This window comes from Arthrobacter sp. UNC362MFTsu5.1 (assembly GCF_000685965.1).
In the GTDB taxonomy this organism is placed as follows: domain Bacteria; phylum Actinomycetota; class Actinomycetes; order Actinomycetales; family Micrococcaceae; genus Arthrobacter.
On record NZ_JMLE01000003.1, the window covers coordinates 37,138 to 51,511 of the forward strand.

Here is a 14,374-nt window from a genome sequence, read left to right on the forward strand (position 1 = left end):
CGCTGCAGCTAGGCGTCGCTAAAAGAAGGGGCCGAGGAAAATCATGGAGAAGAAGCCCAGGAACGCAGCGAGCACCCAAAGGAGGCGCCGCTGTCGCGCCCGGTCCACCTGGTCCCGGAGAGCGTTGAAACGGTGCTGCAATTCGACCGGGTCAGTTTGCTGCCCGGGATTCCGGTGCCATGTTCGGGGCATGCCAGCCACGGAGGCGATCCGGTAAACCTGATCGACGGCGAGTACCGGCCGCAGGCTCTGGAGCCAACGCAGGAGTTGTCGGTCGGTCAGGACCTTGGCGCCATCCGGTACTTTCCTGATGGTTAGGTTCTCGGGAGCGACGACCACTACGACGCCCGCGACCTCGACCGGTGTGCCCGACGCAGCGCTCAACAGCTTTCCAGCGCGGGCCGCTTCATGGGCCGCGTTCGGGATATGCCGCTGCCTCTAAAGCTCCCCTGTACCACCCGGCTATTTAGCTCATGCATGCGACTGAGCGTAAGCCCTTTGAGGTTGCGAAAACTGCTGCGCCGCAGCCTTCCACTCTGACCAGACGTCATGCGGCCCCCGCCGCTTCCTGAATCCCCACGTGCGTCCCATTACTGCCGCCTTTCTTCGCGGACTGGCCTGAGCCGGAGCGGCGCACCCTCGGGAGGCGTGGCGGGGAACGCGCAGGTGAACTCGCCCCGGTAGCCAAACAGGAACCCCAAGAACGGATTCCGCACCTGCATCTGAATGGTGAAAACCCCGCGGGCGTCGTCGAAGCTCTCGTACAGGTCCGCCGTGCCCGTGAAGGCTGCGGGGAAGGCGAATCCGATGAAGCCTTCGTAGAACCGCTGGCCTGTCGACCGGAGATGCAGTGACCCGTCCGGCAACACTTCCAGGATGAGGCCGGTGGCCAGGTGCTGGTGGGTGCCGAGGTAGTCGATGATGCCCCCGGTCTCCGGACTGTAAACCATGGTGGCATCGAAGCGTCGGCGCTTGGACCCCGGCAGCTCCAGGGTGCGCACGAAGGTGACCGTAGGCCGGCCGAGACCATCAACATAAGGGTAGTTTTCGATGGTGAACGGGACGTTCTCGCCCTGGTCGGGAAAGAGGATGTTGCGGTACGCCCCGAGCCGCAGAAACGGAACCGTCCACCACGCCCCGCGGCGCACTTCCGAAAAGACTCCCCGGCCAACGCAGGCGTAACCGGCCGCGGTGTCGACGCCGAAGCGTTTCTGCAGCATCGGGTGGAGGCGGCCGAAGTCCCGCCCGAGCGCCTGCTCAAAGATGGAGGCCACGGCTACTCCTCACCCGCCGGCAGGCCGCCGCCACCCGGCGACGGAAGCGCCACAAGCGCGGACGGGGCACGTCCGGCCCGCTCATCCGGCGCGAGCCGCAGGCACCGCCGGGCCCGGGGCACCGTCCGGTGCGCCGGAAGGAAGCATGAGGCCATTGCCGCCGCGACGCCGACGGCGGCAGCCGCCCCGGCGAATGGTCCGGTCAACGCCCGCCGGAGTAGCAGGGCGGACGCCAGGAAACCGCCCGACCTGGCCACGGCGTCGATGATCCACCGGTTCCGGGAGTCTCCGGGGTCAAGGTCCCGCTCCGCCCACAACCGCAGGCGGTCAAAACTGATGGCTGTTGCCCAGCCCAGCGCGGGCCGGATCACCCGGCCGTCCAGCAGCTTTCCAAGGGTGCCCATCCCCGGCTGATAGTTGTAGTCGGTGATGAAGCGGACGCCTTCAGCCGTGGGGATGTACCGCCAGTAGCCCGAGCCCGGACCAATGGGGGAGAGCGCGTCGCGGGTGGTGAACTTCAGTACCGAAGTCGCCTGCCCGTCGGCGCGCCACCGGTGGCCCAGGGACGTCCCGGTGCCGCTGATGGTGTGGAACGGCAGCCGGAACTCATAACGAAAGCTGACAGGTCCGCCGTCGTCACCGTCCCTCGGGACGATCCGGGAAAACCGCAGGTCCCACCGCGGATGCAGGTCCGGATCCTGGCTGAGCGTCCACAGCCGCTCCATGGACGCACGAATGCCGATTTCAACATAGATCTGCCCGCGCGTGCGTGACAATTTCCCGCCTTGATGCTCCCCCATTCCAGCATCCTAAGACGCGGCGAATCACAAATGAGTTAATTGGCCGCCGCGTCAGGCGCTGGTGGCGTCCTGCACTTCGCCCACCAGTTCCTCGATGATGTCCTCCAGGAACAGCACGCCCGTAGTGTTCCCGTAAGCGTCGAAGACCCGGGCCACGTGGGCGCCCGTCCGGCGCATGGTGGCCAGGGCATCCTCGAGTTCGCCGCCGCCGAAGGCGGACGCGAGCTTGCGGATCCGCTTGGCCGGCACCGGCCGGGCGAACTTCTCCGGGGACGTCAGGTCCATGACGTCCTTGAGGTGCAGGTAGCCGGACGGCACGCCGTCGTCGTCGGTGAGAATGTAGCGGGAGTAGCCGTGTTCCGCCACCGCGCGCTGGATGTCCGCGGGAGTGGACGACGCCGGCAGGAGCACCATCTCGGTGATCGGCACCTCCACGTCCGCAACAGTTTTGGCGGTGAACTCGAATGCCGCCGTGAGCGTTCCGGTGGTGTCCGTGAGCATGCCGTCGCGGGTGGACTGCTCCACGATGTTGGCCACTTCGTCCAGCGTGTAGGCGCTGGTGGCCTCGTCCTTGGGCTGGACCTTGAAGAGCCGCAGGATGGCGTTGGCGATCCCGTTGAGCGTCCAGATCACCGGCTTGAACACGCGAGCCACCATCACCAGCGGCGGGGCGAGGATGAGCGCCGCCCGGGTAGGAACCGAGAACGAGATGTTCTTGGGCACCATTTCGCCCAGGACCACGTGCAGGAACGTCACCAGGAGCAGCGCCGCCACGAAGGCGATGATGCCGATGGCTTCGCCGGACAGGGAGGTCAGGCCCAGCGGTATCTCAAGCAGGTGGTGGATGGCCGGTTCAGAGACGTTGAGGATCACCAGCGAACAGACGGTGATGCCCAGCTGGCTGGTGGCCAGCATGAGCGTGGCATGTTCCATGGCCCACAGCGTGGTTTTGGCGGCCTTGCTGCCGGCCTCGGCCTTGGGCTCGATCTGCGAGCGGCGGGCGGAAATGACCGCGAACTCGGCGCCCACGAAGAAGGCGTTGACCACCAGGAGCACCACCAGCCAGATAATGCCGGGAAGGTATTCACTCATTGCTCAGCTCCGGGGGTGAGGTTGTCGACGAGGCGGTCATGCGGACTTTTGGGGGCTTCCTGCGGATCGTCCGGGGTGAAGCGGAGACGCTGCACCTGGGTGCCCGCCACGCGTTCCACGCGCAGTGTGCCCCCGTCGATAGTGACTTCGTCGCCGAGTTCCGGGATGCGGTCCAGTTCGTCGGTAACGAAGCCGGCGATGGTGTCGTACTCTTCCCCGTCGGGAACCGTGATGCCGGTCCGGTCCAGCAGTTCGTCCGGGCGCAGCGAGGCATCAAAGGTGGTGGACAGGCCCGTGCGCACCACACCGACCTTGGCGCGGTCGTGTTCGTCCTCGAGTTCGCCGACGATCTCCTCCACAAGGTCTTCGAGGGTCACGATGCCGGCCGTTCCGCCGTGCTCGTCGGACACGATCGCCACCTGGAGGCCCTGCTTGCGCAGCAGGACCAGCAGGGTGTCCACGCCCATGGACTCCGGGACGCGGAGCGGTTCGATCATGAGCTCCGCGGCGCTGACGCTGGCCCGCGCGGCCAGGGCCACGGCGAAGGCCTGCTTGACGTGCAGAACGCCCAGGACGTCGTCGCGGTCCCTGCCGATCACCGGAAAACGCGAGTACCCCGTGGAGCTGGCCAGCGTGACGATCTGCTCCGCCGTGTCATCGGCGCTGACCGCCGTCATGCGGACGCGGGGCGTCATGACGTCCGCCGCGGAGTGCTCGGAGAAACGCAGGGTGCGGTGCAGCAGCACTGCATGGTCGACGTCGAGCACGCCTTCCAGCGCCGAGCGCCGGACCAGCGAGCTGAGTTCCTCGGCGCTGCGGGCGCCGGACAGCTCTTCCTTCGGCTCGATGCCGAAGGACCGGATGATGCCGTTGGCCGTGTTGTTGAACAGCAGGATCACGGGCTTGAAGACGGCGGTGAACAGGGCCTGGAACGGAACCACCACTTTGGCGGTGGCCAGGGGGAGGGCCAAGGCGAAGTTCTTCGGGACCAGTTCGCCGATCACCATGGAGAAGATCGTGGCCAGGAAGATGCCCGCGACGGCGCCGATCCCCGGCACCACTGCCGCAGGCAGGCCGGCTGCCAGCAAAGGTCCGCTGAGCATGCTGCTGATGGCCGGTTCAAAGGTGTAGCCGGTGAGGAGCGTGGTCAGCGTAATGCCGAGCTGTGCCCCGGAGAGATGTGTCGAGGTGATCTTGAGGGCCTTGATGGTGGGTGCAAGGCGCTTCTCGCCGCGGGCCTGGCGGTTCTCAAGGTCGTTGCGGTCCAGGTTGACCAGCGCGAACTCGGAGGCAACGAAAAATCCGGTGCCGACCGTAAGGACAAGGCCGATACCGAGCATGATCCATTCATACATTCGGGCGCCCCTCTCCCGTGGTGGCCGGCGAACCGGTCAGAAGGTGGAGGGGCTTGGGCATATGTGAAGGAGGGTCATCCATAATGCCGTTCAGTCTACGGGTCGCCGCTATACGGACTGGGCGTGTGCGCCGTAGGCGAAAAGTGCGCGCTCCATTTTCGGTCCGCGCACCCATCCGCCACCCCGGCGGCAGCGAATGGCTGGTAAGTCCTGCGGTAATCGATGACGTCCGGCCATGATGGGGAGGTGGAGCAATGCGCGATGGTGCATCCCGGCTTTCCTCCGCCCTGCGGTCACTTCTCCTGGGTGTGCTGCTCGCGGCGGCCTGGGTCATCTTCGGAGCCGTCTCGGCGCAGGCTTCCAGCCTGTTGCCGCCTGTCACGGACACCGTCACGTCTGATGCCGTCTCTGACACCGCCGCGGTTGAGCAAGGTCCGCTGGCTGCGCTCGCAGAGCCCGTTGCCGTCGTGGCAGCGCCGCTGGCGCCCCAGGTCCAGGCCGTCACCGAACCGGTTCTGGCTCCCGTGGATGCCGCGCTTGCTCCGGCCGCGGCGCCGGTGACCGCCGTCGTCGAGCAGGTCACCAGCGCGGTGGCTCCGGTCACGGCGCTCACTTCCGCCGCCGTCGCCCCCGTAACGCTAACGATCGCCGAAATCGCGGCCCCGGTCACAGGCCTGGCGGCTGATATCACGGCGCCCGTGCTGGTTACGGTCGGTTCGGCTGCCGGTGATGTTGCCGCGGTCCCCGCCGTCGTCGGAGTTTCCGCGCAGCCGCCCGCTCCGGGGTCCGAACCGCAGAACCCCGCACCGTCAGCGGGTACAGCGTCCGGCGTCCTGCTGACTGGTACGCAGGACCGTGCAGCCTTCCGGCCGGCAATGTCCGACGGCGGCAGCACCGTTGTCGTGGCAGCGCCGACTCCTGCTCCCGAGCGTCCCGCAACGCCGGCTCCCGCCCCGCCGGCGACAGTCCCGACGGGTTCCGGCTCGTTGCTCAGGACGGGCGGCGACGGCGGATCCGGCGTCGCAGCCGATGTTCCGGCCCTCCAGTTTTCCTTGACGCAGATCCCGCTCAAGGATGTCCGCAACTCCTCCGACGAGCTACCCGGCTCGGTCAGCCTGGAACACGGCTTTTCCCCCGACTAGTGGGGCCGGCACCGCGCCCTTTCGCGCGGACGGCAATCAGCTGCGCACTCACTGTGCCTGGCTCATCTCACTAGTAAGGAAATCAATTCTCATGAAATCTTTCGTACGCACCACCCTGTGCAGCGCCGTGTTCGCCGGCGGAGTGCTCATCCTCGGCGCAGGCGCAGCCTCCGCCTCCGATTCCACCACCACGACGTCGGACCTTGGCCTCGGCTCGGGAACCCACATTGGCCTGAACCTGGGCGCCAGCCTGGATGCCGCGGCTTCCGCAGCGTCTGAGGGCTCGGTAGTGAACGACGGCGGGTCCTCCACCTCGGGGCACGGCACCACCGACGGCAGCGTCGTGTCGGATCTGAGCGCAGGCCTGGGCCTGAACCTGGACGCCGACGCGAACCTGCACACGGCCACCTACACGGTGACGGACGGGTCTGTTGTTAACGACGGGTCTGTAGTGAACGACGCCGGGTCCTCCTCTTGGAGCGAAGACTCCGCCGAGGGCAGTGTTGCGTCGGATCTGAACGCGGGCCTGAACCTGGACGCCGATGCGAGCCTGGATGCTGCGGCCACCGCGGTGTCTGAGGGTTCTGTTGTGAACGACGGGTCTGTTGTGAACGACGGCGGGTCCTCTTCTTGGAGCGAAGGTTCCGCCGAAGGCAATGTTGCGTCGGATCTGAACGCGGGCCTGAACCTGAACGCTGATGCGAGCTTGGATGCTGCGGCTTCGGCGGTGTCTGAGGGTTCTGTTGTGAACGACGGCGGGTCCTCCTCTTGGAGCGAAGGTTCCGCCGAGGGCAGTGTTGTGTCGGACCTGAACGCGGGCCTGAACCTGGACGCTGATGTGAACGTGGATGCTGCGGCCACCGCGGTGTCTGAGGGTTCTGTTGTGAACGACGGGTCTGTTGTAAACGACGGCGGGTCCTCCACCTGGAGCGAAGGTTCCGCCGAGGGCAGTGTTGTGTCGGATCTGAACGCGGGCCTGAACCTGAACGCTGATGTGAACGTGGATGCTGCGGCTTCCGCGGTGACTGAGGGTGCTGCTATGAACGACGGTCACAGCAGCCTCCTATAACCACGCAAGTCAGTCTCCGGCCATGAACTTGGCTGACTAACGGAGTCGGGGTGCTGTCCCAGGGCAGCACCCCGACTTTCGCTTTTAAGCGGCCTCAGTACGGTGAGAAATTGAGGTTCCGTTGAGAACCAATTTTCCTGACGGAAGATTGCGTATTCCTTTTCGAATATTTTCCGGCTGCTTGCGTTCCGGTTGAAAAACTCGAGTCAACAAACAAATTGACTAATTCGGGTTGGAGCAACAAGCCAGTGTGTGACAGTTCGAATTCCGTGCCCGGAACTGCGGGTGCCGGTCTTCTGTGATTACGGTCCTCATCCCTGCGCATAACGAAGCCGCAGGTATTTCTGACACGCTTGAATCCCTCAAATCCCAGACTCTCCCGCCGGACAGGGTGGTGGTTGTCGCTGACAACTGCACCGATGCCACCGAAGCGATTGCCCTGGCACTCGGGGCCGAGGTGATCCGCACCGTGGGAAACACGGACAAGAAGGCGGGTGCCCTGAATTTCGCTCTGGAGGGGCTCCTGGCCGGAGCAGAGCCGGAAGACATGGTCCTGGTCCAGGACGCAGATTCGCAGTTGAGCCACGACTTCATCGAGCGGGCAACCGGCCATCTGGCGGCCGACCGGCGGCTTGGTGCCGTAGGAGGAGTCTTCCGCGGTGCGAAGGGCGGCGGCCTCGTGGGTCACCTGCAGCGGAACGAGTATGCGCGGTACGCGCGGGATGTGAAGCGGCTCCACGGCAAATGCCTGGTAGTGACGGGAACGGCGGCGCTCTTCCGCGTCCGGACCCTGCGGGACGTGATCGCTGCGCGGCTCGAGGGCACACTGCCTCCCGGCAACGGCAGGGGAGGCGTTTACGACACTTCCGTGCTGACCGAGGACAACGAGCTGTCCTTTGCGCTGCTGACCCTCAAGTACCGCATCAAATCTCCGGCCGACTGCACGCTTGTCACGGAGATCATGCCCTCCTGGCGTGAACTCTGGGCGCAGCGGCTGAGGTGGAAACGCGGCGCGGTGGAGAACTGCGTCCAGTACGGCTGGACCAGGGTCACCTGGCCGTATTGGGGGCGGCAGGCCCTCTCCGTGACGGGAATTCTGGTGTCGTTGGCCTACGTCGGAACGGTGGCTTTTGCACTGGGCACGGGAGAAGGGCTGCACATTCAGCCGTTCTGGCTGGCCGTGACCGGTGTCTTCGTGATCGAACGGGTAGTGACTGTGCGGCTGCGTGGCTGGAAGTACATGCTGGCCGCCGCAACGATGTACGAACTTCTGATCGACCTGTTCCTTCAGGTAGTCCACGCGAAGGCCTACGTGGATGCAGTCTTCAACAAAAAGAAAGCTTGGTAACCCTATGTACAACAATCCTGCTGCTCCTGCAGCCGCTGGTGTCGGAGCCGGAACCCTCGCGGCAACCGGAGCCGGTGACCTCTTCTGGTTTGCCCTGGCAGCCTTCGCCCTCGTGGCGCTCGGGCTCGCCATCAAGCGCATCGTGCCGGTCAGGGCGAAGTAACTCCAGCCTGAGCTGACCGTGCGGGTGGCCGGGATTCACCAACATCCCCGGCCACCCGTCCGCGTTCGCCTCAGGTGACCACGCTGACCGCATTGGAACAGGCTGCCGCATCGCAGACCTTGTAGCTTGTGGTGGCTCCGCCCTTGAATTTGTTCACGTAGCTTCCCGTGTTGGGGACGGTTTTCTGGGTGCCGTTGATCCAGAGTGTGACGCTGGCCCCTGTGGCCCCGGTCCAGGTCAGGGTGGTGGAATTGACGCCCTTGGCCTTGGTGGTGGCTGCAGACAGCTTGATGGGCGACGCCACGACAGGCGGCGTGCCAACGGCCGGCGTGAACGAGAAGTCGCGGATCACCACGGACTCGGGTTTCACATGCTCGGGATCTCCGCCACCCCCGCCTGTGACCCACAGGTTGAAGTGGATGGCTTCTTTGGCCGGCAGGGGAACGGTGCTTCCCTGAAGGACCGTTCGCTTGAGCAGCGTGCCGCCGTACCCCTCTCCGGCGAAGGTCTCGAACGTGATCTTGCCCGGCTCCCAGACCATTCTGTGGGTGAGGACCGGGTCATTCGTCGTATCGAACACCACGGTGTTGTTGCCCTGGCCCGGCGGCTTGGACGCATCAAACCAATAGCCGTGCGCCTGCGTGACGGGCCAGGATTCGCCGTAGCTTGCGCCGCCGCCCCAGGCGGATGCCTCGCACAGGTCTATTTCGTTGTAGCCCGGGGAGGCCAACGGGTCATACGTGAATAGGCATCCCCACACCACTTCCTTCTGGAGGCTGTTGACGTTTTTCGCCACTGTGGTGCTGTAGGTGCCGTAGCCGAATCCCTGCCGGGTGGACTGGAATTCAGCCCCAACGGGTGCGCTGCCGGTTGGATTGGTGAGCGAGAGCGTGACGTATCCGTCGCCGTCGGGATTGCTGACGTTGGCCGCGGCGAAAGCCTTGTTGAACTGTGGCGCGCCGCCCCAGAACCGCTTTTCCCAGTTGAACCCCTTCCAGGCAAAGCTGCCCACGGGCCCCGGGTTCGGGTCCATGGGGGTGGTGTCGGCGGCGTGGGCCGGAGTTGTTGCGCACAACATGACCAGGCTGGCAGCTGCCAGCATTGCAAGCGGCCGGTTGAGCCAAACTGCTTTTGCGATGCGAGACCTCGAGGAAACCATTAACGCCCCTTACATTTGCGCTGACCAATGCAGCGCCGCGCCCCCAGTGAGCACAAGATGATCATCATTCAGGCCGGTTTGGTTGGCAATAGATGAATGCCGATATTTATTTTTGATGACGCTCAATAAATACACAATTTTTACGCAATTCCGAGTTGAGGAATTAGTGATATTTCTGCATCTGGAAACGAACGAGAATTTCTTGGGGGATTGATGGTTACGCGCGGCTTGGCTGTGGTGGTTGACGGCGACGGTCGTAGCAGGGCATCCCTGGCGGAGTTGCTGGTCCAGTCGGGATTCGAAGTAGTGGCCGCAGCGTCCGGTGCCGAGGGGGTGGCTGCCGTCCGGCGGCATGATCCGGTCCTGGTCACCGTGGAGCTGGGGCTTCCCGACTTTGACGGCATCGAAGCCTCCCGCCGGATCCGGACCTTCAGCCATGCCTACGTGATCCTGGTGGGCGCCCTGGCGAGCGAAGCCGATGCGCTGCTGGGACTCGAAGCCGGTGCTGACGACTACCTGGCCAAGCCGTTCCGTCCGCGCGAGCTCCGGGCAAGGGTTGCTGCCTTGCTGCGCCGGCCGAGGCGCCACGCGCTGGTGGACGCTGCGCAGTGCGCGGCAGGACATTTCGTCGCCAGGCCCGCAGGTGCCGAACTGCCCGATCCGGCTGCCGCCGCTCCCCGCGACGTTGCCGCAGCCGAGGAACGCGCGGCCGGGTCCGGATGGGATTTTGAACACCGCGGCCTCGCCCTGATGGACAGTACGCGCGCAGTTTCGGCAGACGGACGAGCCATTGATCTCACCCGCACCCAGTTCGAACTGCTGCGCGCACTGCTCCAAAGCAAGGGGGCGGTGCTGACCAAGGGGGGACCTTGCCCGTCATCTGCGGCACGAAGCCCCTATTCCCGGGAGCCCCGTGACAGCCCGGGACGAACGCGTGCTGGAAGTGCACATGGGCAACCTGCGTAAGCGGCTGGGCGACAGCCCGCGGTCGCCGCGGTGGGTGCAGACCGTCCGGGGAGTGGGATACCGGCTGACCCCCCAGTAGCTCCGTCCCCGCCGCAGCTCCGGCCCCGCGAGGCGGGTCTTTTGCCCCTGCCCGGCCCATGTGTGCAGGCGTGTACTTGAAGTGTCAGCCCGCTTTGGGCACTACACCGCAACGCACGGGAGGTACCGTCATGTCTGATCTGTTCAGGTGGTCACCGTTCCACACCAACCGCTGGCTGGATACGTTCCGCAGCGGCCCGTTCGATCTGCTGCGCCGATCCCCGTCCGAAATGATGGACGCCATGGACAGGGTCTTCCAGCAAGGCAGCCAGCCAATGCCGATCCGCGTCGAGGAGTACCTCGACGGCAACACCCTCGTGGTCCGGGCCGAAGCGCCGGGGCTGGATCCGGACAAAGACATCGACGTCTCTGTTGTTAACGGTTCCCTCCAGATCCGCGCCGAACGCCGGGAGGAGAAGGAAGAGAAGGAAAAGGACAGCTACCGGTCGGAGTTCCGCTATGGCTCCTTCTTCCGGTCCCTCCCGCTGCCGCCGGACGTAAAAGAGGAGGACATCAAAGCCTCCTACAAGGACGGCGTCCTCGAAGTACGCACACCGGTTCCCGAAAAAGAGTTGTCCGAGTCCACGGGGAAGAAACTTCCCATCACGCGCGAATAGCCGCCGCCGAACTCGCCGTCGAACAGCAGAGTGGCCCGGCTAGCCGTTACTGTGCCTGGCGCAGCGGGGCATGTTCCGCGGCTTCGGGCAGGCGTAATGTCTGGGGTAGGAGGCGTTGCGCGCGCACGATTTCTCCGGACGGTCCCTCCTCTTCGATTGTCCGGTGACTGGCCGGAGGACGATCCATGGCTAAGAAACTTCCACTGGATGAGCTCTCCGGTGCCATCGGCAGGATCCGCCGGCTGCTTCTGACCGAGGAGAAGGTAAGCACCGCCGTCGAACTTTTGGCGAGGGCCATCAAAGATTCCGTGCCGGGTACTATCGGGGCGGGGGTGTCCGTCCTGGACTTGCAGGGCCGCAGGACCAGTCACGGATCCACGGACAGGGTGGTTGCGGAGGCGGATGCGCTGCAGTATGAGCTCGGGGAAGGGCCGTGCCTGACGGCGTGGGCCGCCGAGGAAACCATACTCGTGGACGATATCCGCACGGACAGCCGCTGGCCGCGCTGGAGTGAGGCTGTCAGGGGGCTGCCCGTCCGCTCGGTGGTGAGCGCAGCCCTTGGAGCGGACAAGGAATGTATCGGTGCCATCAAGGTTTACGCCGCGCTTCCGTCCGCCTACACCCCGGCGACTGCGCGGCTCCTGGAGCTGTTCGCCGCCCCGGCCGCGACGCTGCTTTCACACGTGCAAGCCAACGAATTGCCGCAGCAGATCAGTGAGGAGCTTCATGCAGCCCTGGAGAGCAGGGACGTGGTGAACCGGGCCTGCGGGATCCTGATGCAGCGGCACGGGGTCACGTACGAGCGTGCGTTGGAGGACCTCATGCACCACGCCCGGCAACGCAGGACGACCCTCGCCGGGGCCGGTGCCGAAATCATCGCCGCGCTACAGGCCGGCAGGAACTAGAGGCGCCACTATGGGCTTCGATCTGAACGAACCCGAACAACGGCGGAAGCTCCGGGCTGCCCTGAAGGCCTCGGACCTCACGCCGGGGGAACTCTGGCTGAACTATTTCAGCATTGGCGGCGGCGTGGGCGAATACGAAGTCGAAGCGTACCTGCAGGGGCTGCTCTCCCTGCCGCCGATCCAGCGGGACCTGCTGGCAATGGCCGCCAACGAACTCATCGAGGCCATCCCCCGCCTCTATGCGCCGTACTCCGATGACCCCGACCTCGCAGAACGCCGTCCGGAGCCCGGCCGGGAATCCGCGCCTGGATCGGGCCAGGATGCCAACGCCAACGCCGACGCCGCCGCCGACGCCGCCGGCGATCACGACACCCACGGCAGGCCGGGGCCGGATGAACAGGCCGACCCGCCCGGAGACGAATAGCAGTCCCGCCGGACGGCCGTTGCCCAGCTGCGGGCTGACATTCGCGCGGTGCCGAAAGTAAGCTGGAAGCCTAAGCGATGAACCAGACGAGTGGAGGCTGACGACGATGTCCGGACACTTCGAATTGATCAGCGTGCCCGACGGCGGGTACAGGTTTAAGCTGCTGGACAAGGCCGGGGAACTTGTGGCGATCTCAGTAAAGTTCCCGACGAAGAAGGCCGCCGCGGCGGGGATCTACCGCGTTCGCGAGATCGCCGGGACCGGCCTGATCCATGACCTGAGCACCAGCCGCCGGAGCGAACCATCCCACCGGATCAGGCCCTCCCAGCCGGCACAGGTCCACAGCGGAACCCATGCCTTCCAGGCCCGGGGAGCCCACAGCCTGCACGCTCTGCGGGAGCGGGCACAACTGAGCAGCGCCAGCCGCTGACGCGAGCCACGTCGGCGCCTACAGCGAGACCCGGCCGCTCACCACTGAGCGGCTGACCCCGCCGACCCAAATGCCGTCGTCGTCCGCCGTGACGGTCAGCAGGCCGCCGCGTCCCAGCGCTGTGCCTTGCTGGACGGTGTAGCTGCCGTCCACCACTCCCTCGCCCAGTAGCCATTGCGCCAGGCCGGCGTTGAGGCTGCCGGTTACGGGGTCCTCGGGAACGCTCAGACCGGGAACGAACGCCCTGACCTCAAAGTCCGCAGGTCCACCCTCCGGGTAGCTGCCGATGACGCCTACGCAGAGCTGGTCCATCAGGGCGAAGTCGGGCTGCAGCCAGAGCACGGCCTCGGCTGATTCCAGCCGGATTCCCAGCCAGCCCGGGCCGTTGTCCACCCAGTTGCTGCCCAGGACCTGGCTCGCATCGATGCCCAGGCTGGCGAGGGCCTGTTCCAGCACCGCCGGTTCAACCGGACCGGAGCGGGCAAGCGGCGGCGCCGCGAAGGCGAGATCGGTGCCCGTGCGGCGGATTTTCACCAGCCCTGCCTCGCATTCCTGCACCAGCTCCCCGTCACGGCGGGGCTGCCCGCCGTTCTCGAGCCACGCGTGCGCCGAGCCCAGGGTGGGGTGCCCGGCAAACGGCAGTTCGGCCGCGGGCGTGAAAATACGCAACCGGTAGTCGGCCTCCGGGTGCGAGGGCTCCAGAAGGAATGTGGTCTCCGAGAGATTGGTCCAGTTCGCGAAGCTCTGCATCTGTTCGGTGGACAGGCCGTGGGCGTCATGGACGACGGCGACCGGGTTACCTGCCTTGGGCCCTGGGGCAAAGACGTCAACCTGGGAGAAGGGATATTCGTTCACTGCGGTGGTCATGCTGGTCATAGCAACCAACCGTAGGTGGCCGCCGTGCAGCGGCACCATAGCCGATTCCGGAAAGTGGCCTTGTTCAGTCCTGGCCCACCAGCCCGTCCCAGGACCATTGCGGGATGCGGAGCCCGTCGGGCACGTCGTCCGGGGACCGCTCGTACCGGGACATCGTGGTGGTCGTCGCCCACGCGAAGTAGTCGTGCAGCACCTTGCGGAGGGTGTTGCCGCCGGTGAGCCCGACGTCGGTCAGTGCCTGGTCGAAGCAGGCGATGGCCCTGCGGTCCATCTCCTCGTGAGGCCCGTTGCCGCTGTGGATCCGCACCACCGATGTCTCGTCGCCGTACGAGACCGAATAGCTCGGCGGCCCGCCCAAAGCCTCCGCCCAATACGCGGCGAGCCGCTGGCTGTGCTCGGGATGGAATCCGTGGCTGAACGCATGGCTGACCACGTCGTCGGCCATGACCCGGGCATGCCAGGCGTTGGCCAGCGTCAGGAAGAAGCCGGCGTCGCCCGCAGCCTCATAGACCGTTTGCATGCTGCAACGATGGCACGGCCCGGCAGTGCACGGAAGGGGCTTCCCGGCCAGCGGCCATGAATCGCACGTGACACGCTTCGCCCTGAGAGGAACCCGGTCCGCTCGCAGCTTCCGGTCGTAAACTGGCCTTCGAATCTGATTGCGCGGGCTCCGGAG

18 protein-coding genes are annotated in these 14,374 nt (G+C 65.5%); 10 read left to right on the forward strand and 8 right to left on the reverse strand.

All coding sequences use genetic code 11. The features are described from left to right. Positions 1–18 precede the first annotated feature (18 nt). From BS38_RS24335 to BS38_RS0104495, 5 genes are all read right to left on the reverse strand, one after another. Positions 19–384 carry a hypothetical protein gene (locus tag BS38_RS24335; RefSeq protein ID WP_197024896.1) on the reverse strand — a complete coding sequence of 122 codons (366 nt, stop codon included), beginning with the start codon at positions 382–384 and terminating at the stop codon, positions 19–21. A 206-nt stretch (positions 385–590) separates the two neighbouring features. Next, positions 591–1,274, reverse strand: coding sequence for a DUF4166 domain-containing protein (locus BS38_RS0104480; protein WP_028269711.1), 684 nt, complete (start codon positions 1,272–1,274; stop codon positions 591–593). Positions 1,275–1,276: 2 nt separating this feature from the next. After that, positions 1,277–2,050 (reverse strand): SRPBCC family protein, encoded by a 774-nt coding sequence (locus BS38_RS0104485; protein ID WP_028269712.1) that lies wholly within the window; start codon positions 2,048–2,050, stop codon positions 1,277–1,279. Positions 2,051–2,125: 75 nt separating this feature from the next. Continuing rightward, positions 2,126–3,166: a hemolysin family protein gene (locus BS38_RS0104490; protein ID WP_028269713.1), complete on the reverse strand. Its 1,041-nt coding sequence runs from the start codon at positions 3,164–3,166 to the stop codon at positions 2,126–2,128. Next, positions 3,163–4,521, reverse strand: a complete 1,359-nt coding sequence (locus BS38_RS0104495) for a hemolysin family protein (RefSeq protein ID WP_028269714.1) — start codon at positions 4,519–4,521, stop codon at positions 3,163–3,165. Before BS38_RS0104495 ends, BS38_RS0104490 begins: the two co-directional genes overlap by 4 nt. Positions 4,522–4,775: 254 nt before the next feature. On the opposite strand from BS38_RS0104495, the gene BS38_RS0104500 reads away from it, so the two are divergent. The 4 genes from BS38_RS0104500 to BS38_RS27360 all read left to right on the forward strand — a co-directional run bounded on the left by BS38_RS0104500 (position 4,776) and on the right by BS38_RS27360 (position 8,243). Next, positions 4,776–5,663 carry a hypothetical protein gene (locus tag BS38_RS0104500; RefSeq protein ID WP_028269715.1) on the forward strand — a complete coding sequence of 296 codons (888 nt, stop codon included), beginning with the start codon at positions 4,776–4,778 and terminating at the stop codon, positions 5,661–5,663. A 91-nt stretch (positions 5,664–5,754) separates the two neighbouring features. After that, positions 5,755–6,732, forward strand: a complete 978-nt coding sequence (locus tag BS38_RS0104505) for a hypothetical protein (RefSeq protein WP_028269716.1) — start codon at positions 5,755–5,757, stop codon at positions 6,730–6,732. A 298-nt stretch (positions 6,733–7,030) separates the two neighbouring features. Further along, positions 7,031–8,080 carry a glycosyltransferase family 2 protein gene (locus BS38_RS24340; RefSeq protein ID WP_043437659.1) on the forward strand — a complete coding sequence of 350 codons (1,050 nt, stop codon included), beginning with the start codon at positions 7,031–7,033 and terminating at the stop codon, positions 8,078–8,080. A 4-nt stretch (positions 8,081–8,084) separates the two neighbouring features. Further along, complete coding sequence (locus tag BS38_RS27360; RefSeq protein ID WP_197024897.1) at positions 8,085–8,243, forward strand: hypothetical protein; 159 nt, start codon at positions 8,085–8,087, stop codon at positions 8,241–8,243. A 70-nt stretch (positions 8,244–8,313) separates the two neighbouring features. Here the strand turns inward: BS38_RS27360 and BS38_RS24345 are convergent, their stop codons facing one another. Continuing rightward, entirely contained in the window at positions 8,314–9,318 is a 1,005-nt protein-coding gene (locus tag BS38_RS24345) for a hypothetical protein (protein ID WP_231511066.1), read from the reverse strand. 297 nt (positions 9,319–9,615) lie between these two features. On the opposite strand from BS38_RS24345, the gene BS38_RS24350 reads away from it, so the two are divergent. The 6 genes from BS38_RS24350 to BS38_RS24360 all read left to right on the forward strand — a co-directional run bounded on the left by BS38_RS24350 (position 9,616) and on the right by BS38_RS24360 (position 12,822). Beyond that, positions 9,616–10,368: a response regulator transcription factor gene (locus BS38_RS24350; protein ID WP_331280040.1), complete on the forward strand. Its 753-nt coding sequence runs from the start codon at positions 9,616–9,618 to the stop codon at positions 10,366–10,368. Beyond that, positions 10,352–10,447 (forward strand): winged helix-turn-helix domain-containing protein, encoded by a 96-nt coding sequence (locus BS38_RS27880; protein ID WP_331280041.1) that lies wholly within the window; start codon positions 10,352–10,354, stop codon positions 10,445–10,447. The genes BS38_RS24350 and BS38_RS27880 overlap by 17 nt, the downstream gene beginning before the upstream one ends. Before the next feature lie 130 nt (positions 10,448–10,577). After that, a complete protein-coding gene (locus BS38_RS0104530) occupies positions 10,578–11,063 on the forward strand; it encodes an Hsp20/alpha crystallin family protein (RefSeq protein WP_081818809.1) in 486 nt (161 codons plus the stop codon). A gap of 185 nt (positions 11,064–11,248) precedes the next feature. Next, positions 11,249–11,968, forward strand: a complete 720-nt coding sequence (locus BS38_RS0104535; protein ID WP_028269718.1) for a GAF and ANTAR domain-containing protein — start codon at positions 11,249–11,251, stop codon at positions 11,966–11,968. Between the two features lie 10 nt (positions 11,969–11,978). Then, positions 11,979–12,392: a hypothetical protein gene (locus BS38_RS27565; RefSeq protein ID WP_231511067.1), complete on the forward strand. Its 414-nt coding sequence runs from the start codon at positions 11,979–11,981 to the stop codon at positions 12,390–12,392. 106 nt (positions 12,393–12,498) lie between these two features. Further along, positions 12,499–12,822: a YegP family protein gene (locus tag BS38_RS24360; protein WP_043437662.1), complete on the forward strand. Its 324-nt coding sequence runs from the start codon at positions 12,499–12,501 to the stop codon at positions 12,820–12,822. An 18-nt stretch (positions 12,823–12,840) separates the two neighbouring features. On the opposite strand, the gene BS38_RS0104550 is transcribed toward BS38_RS24360, so the two are convergent. Further along, positions 12,841–13,689, reverse strand: coding sequence for a PhzF family phenazine biosynthesis protein (locus BS38_RS0104550; protein ID WP_028269719.1), 849 nt, complete (start codon positions 13,687–13,689; stop codon positions 12,841–12,843). Positions 13,690–13,762: 73 nt separating this feature from the next. Continuing rightward, positions 13,763–14,218 (reverse strand): group II truncated hemoglobin, encoded by a 456-nt coding sequence (locus BS38_RS0104555; protein WP_028269720.1) that lies wholly within the window; start codon positions 14,216–14,218, stop codon positions 13,763–13,765. Positions 14,219–14,374: the final 156 nt, after the last annotated feature.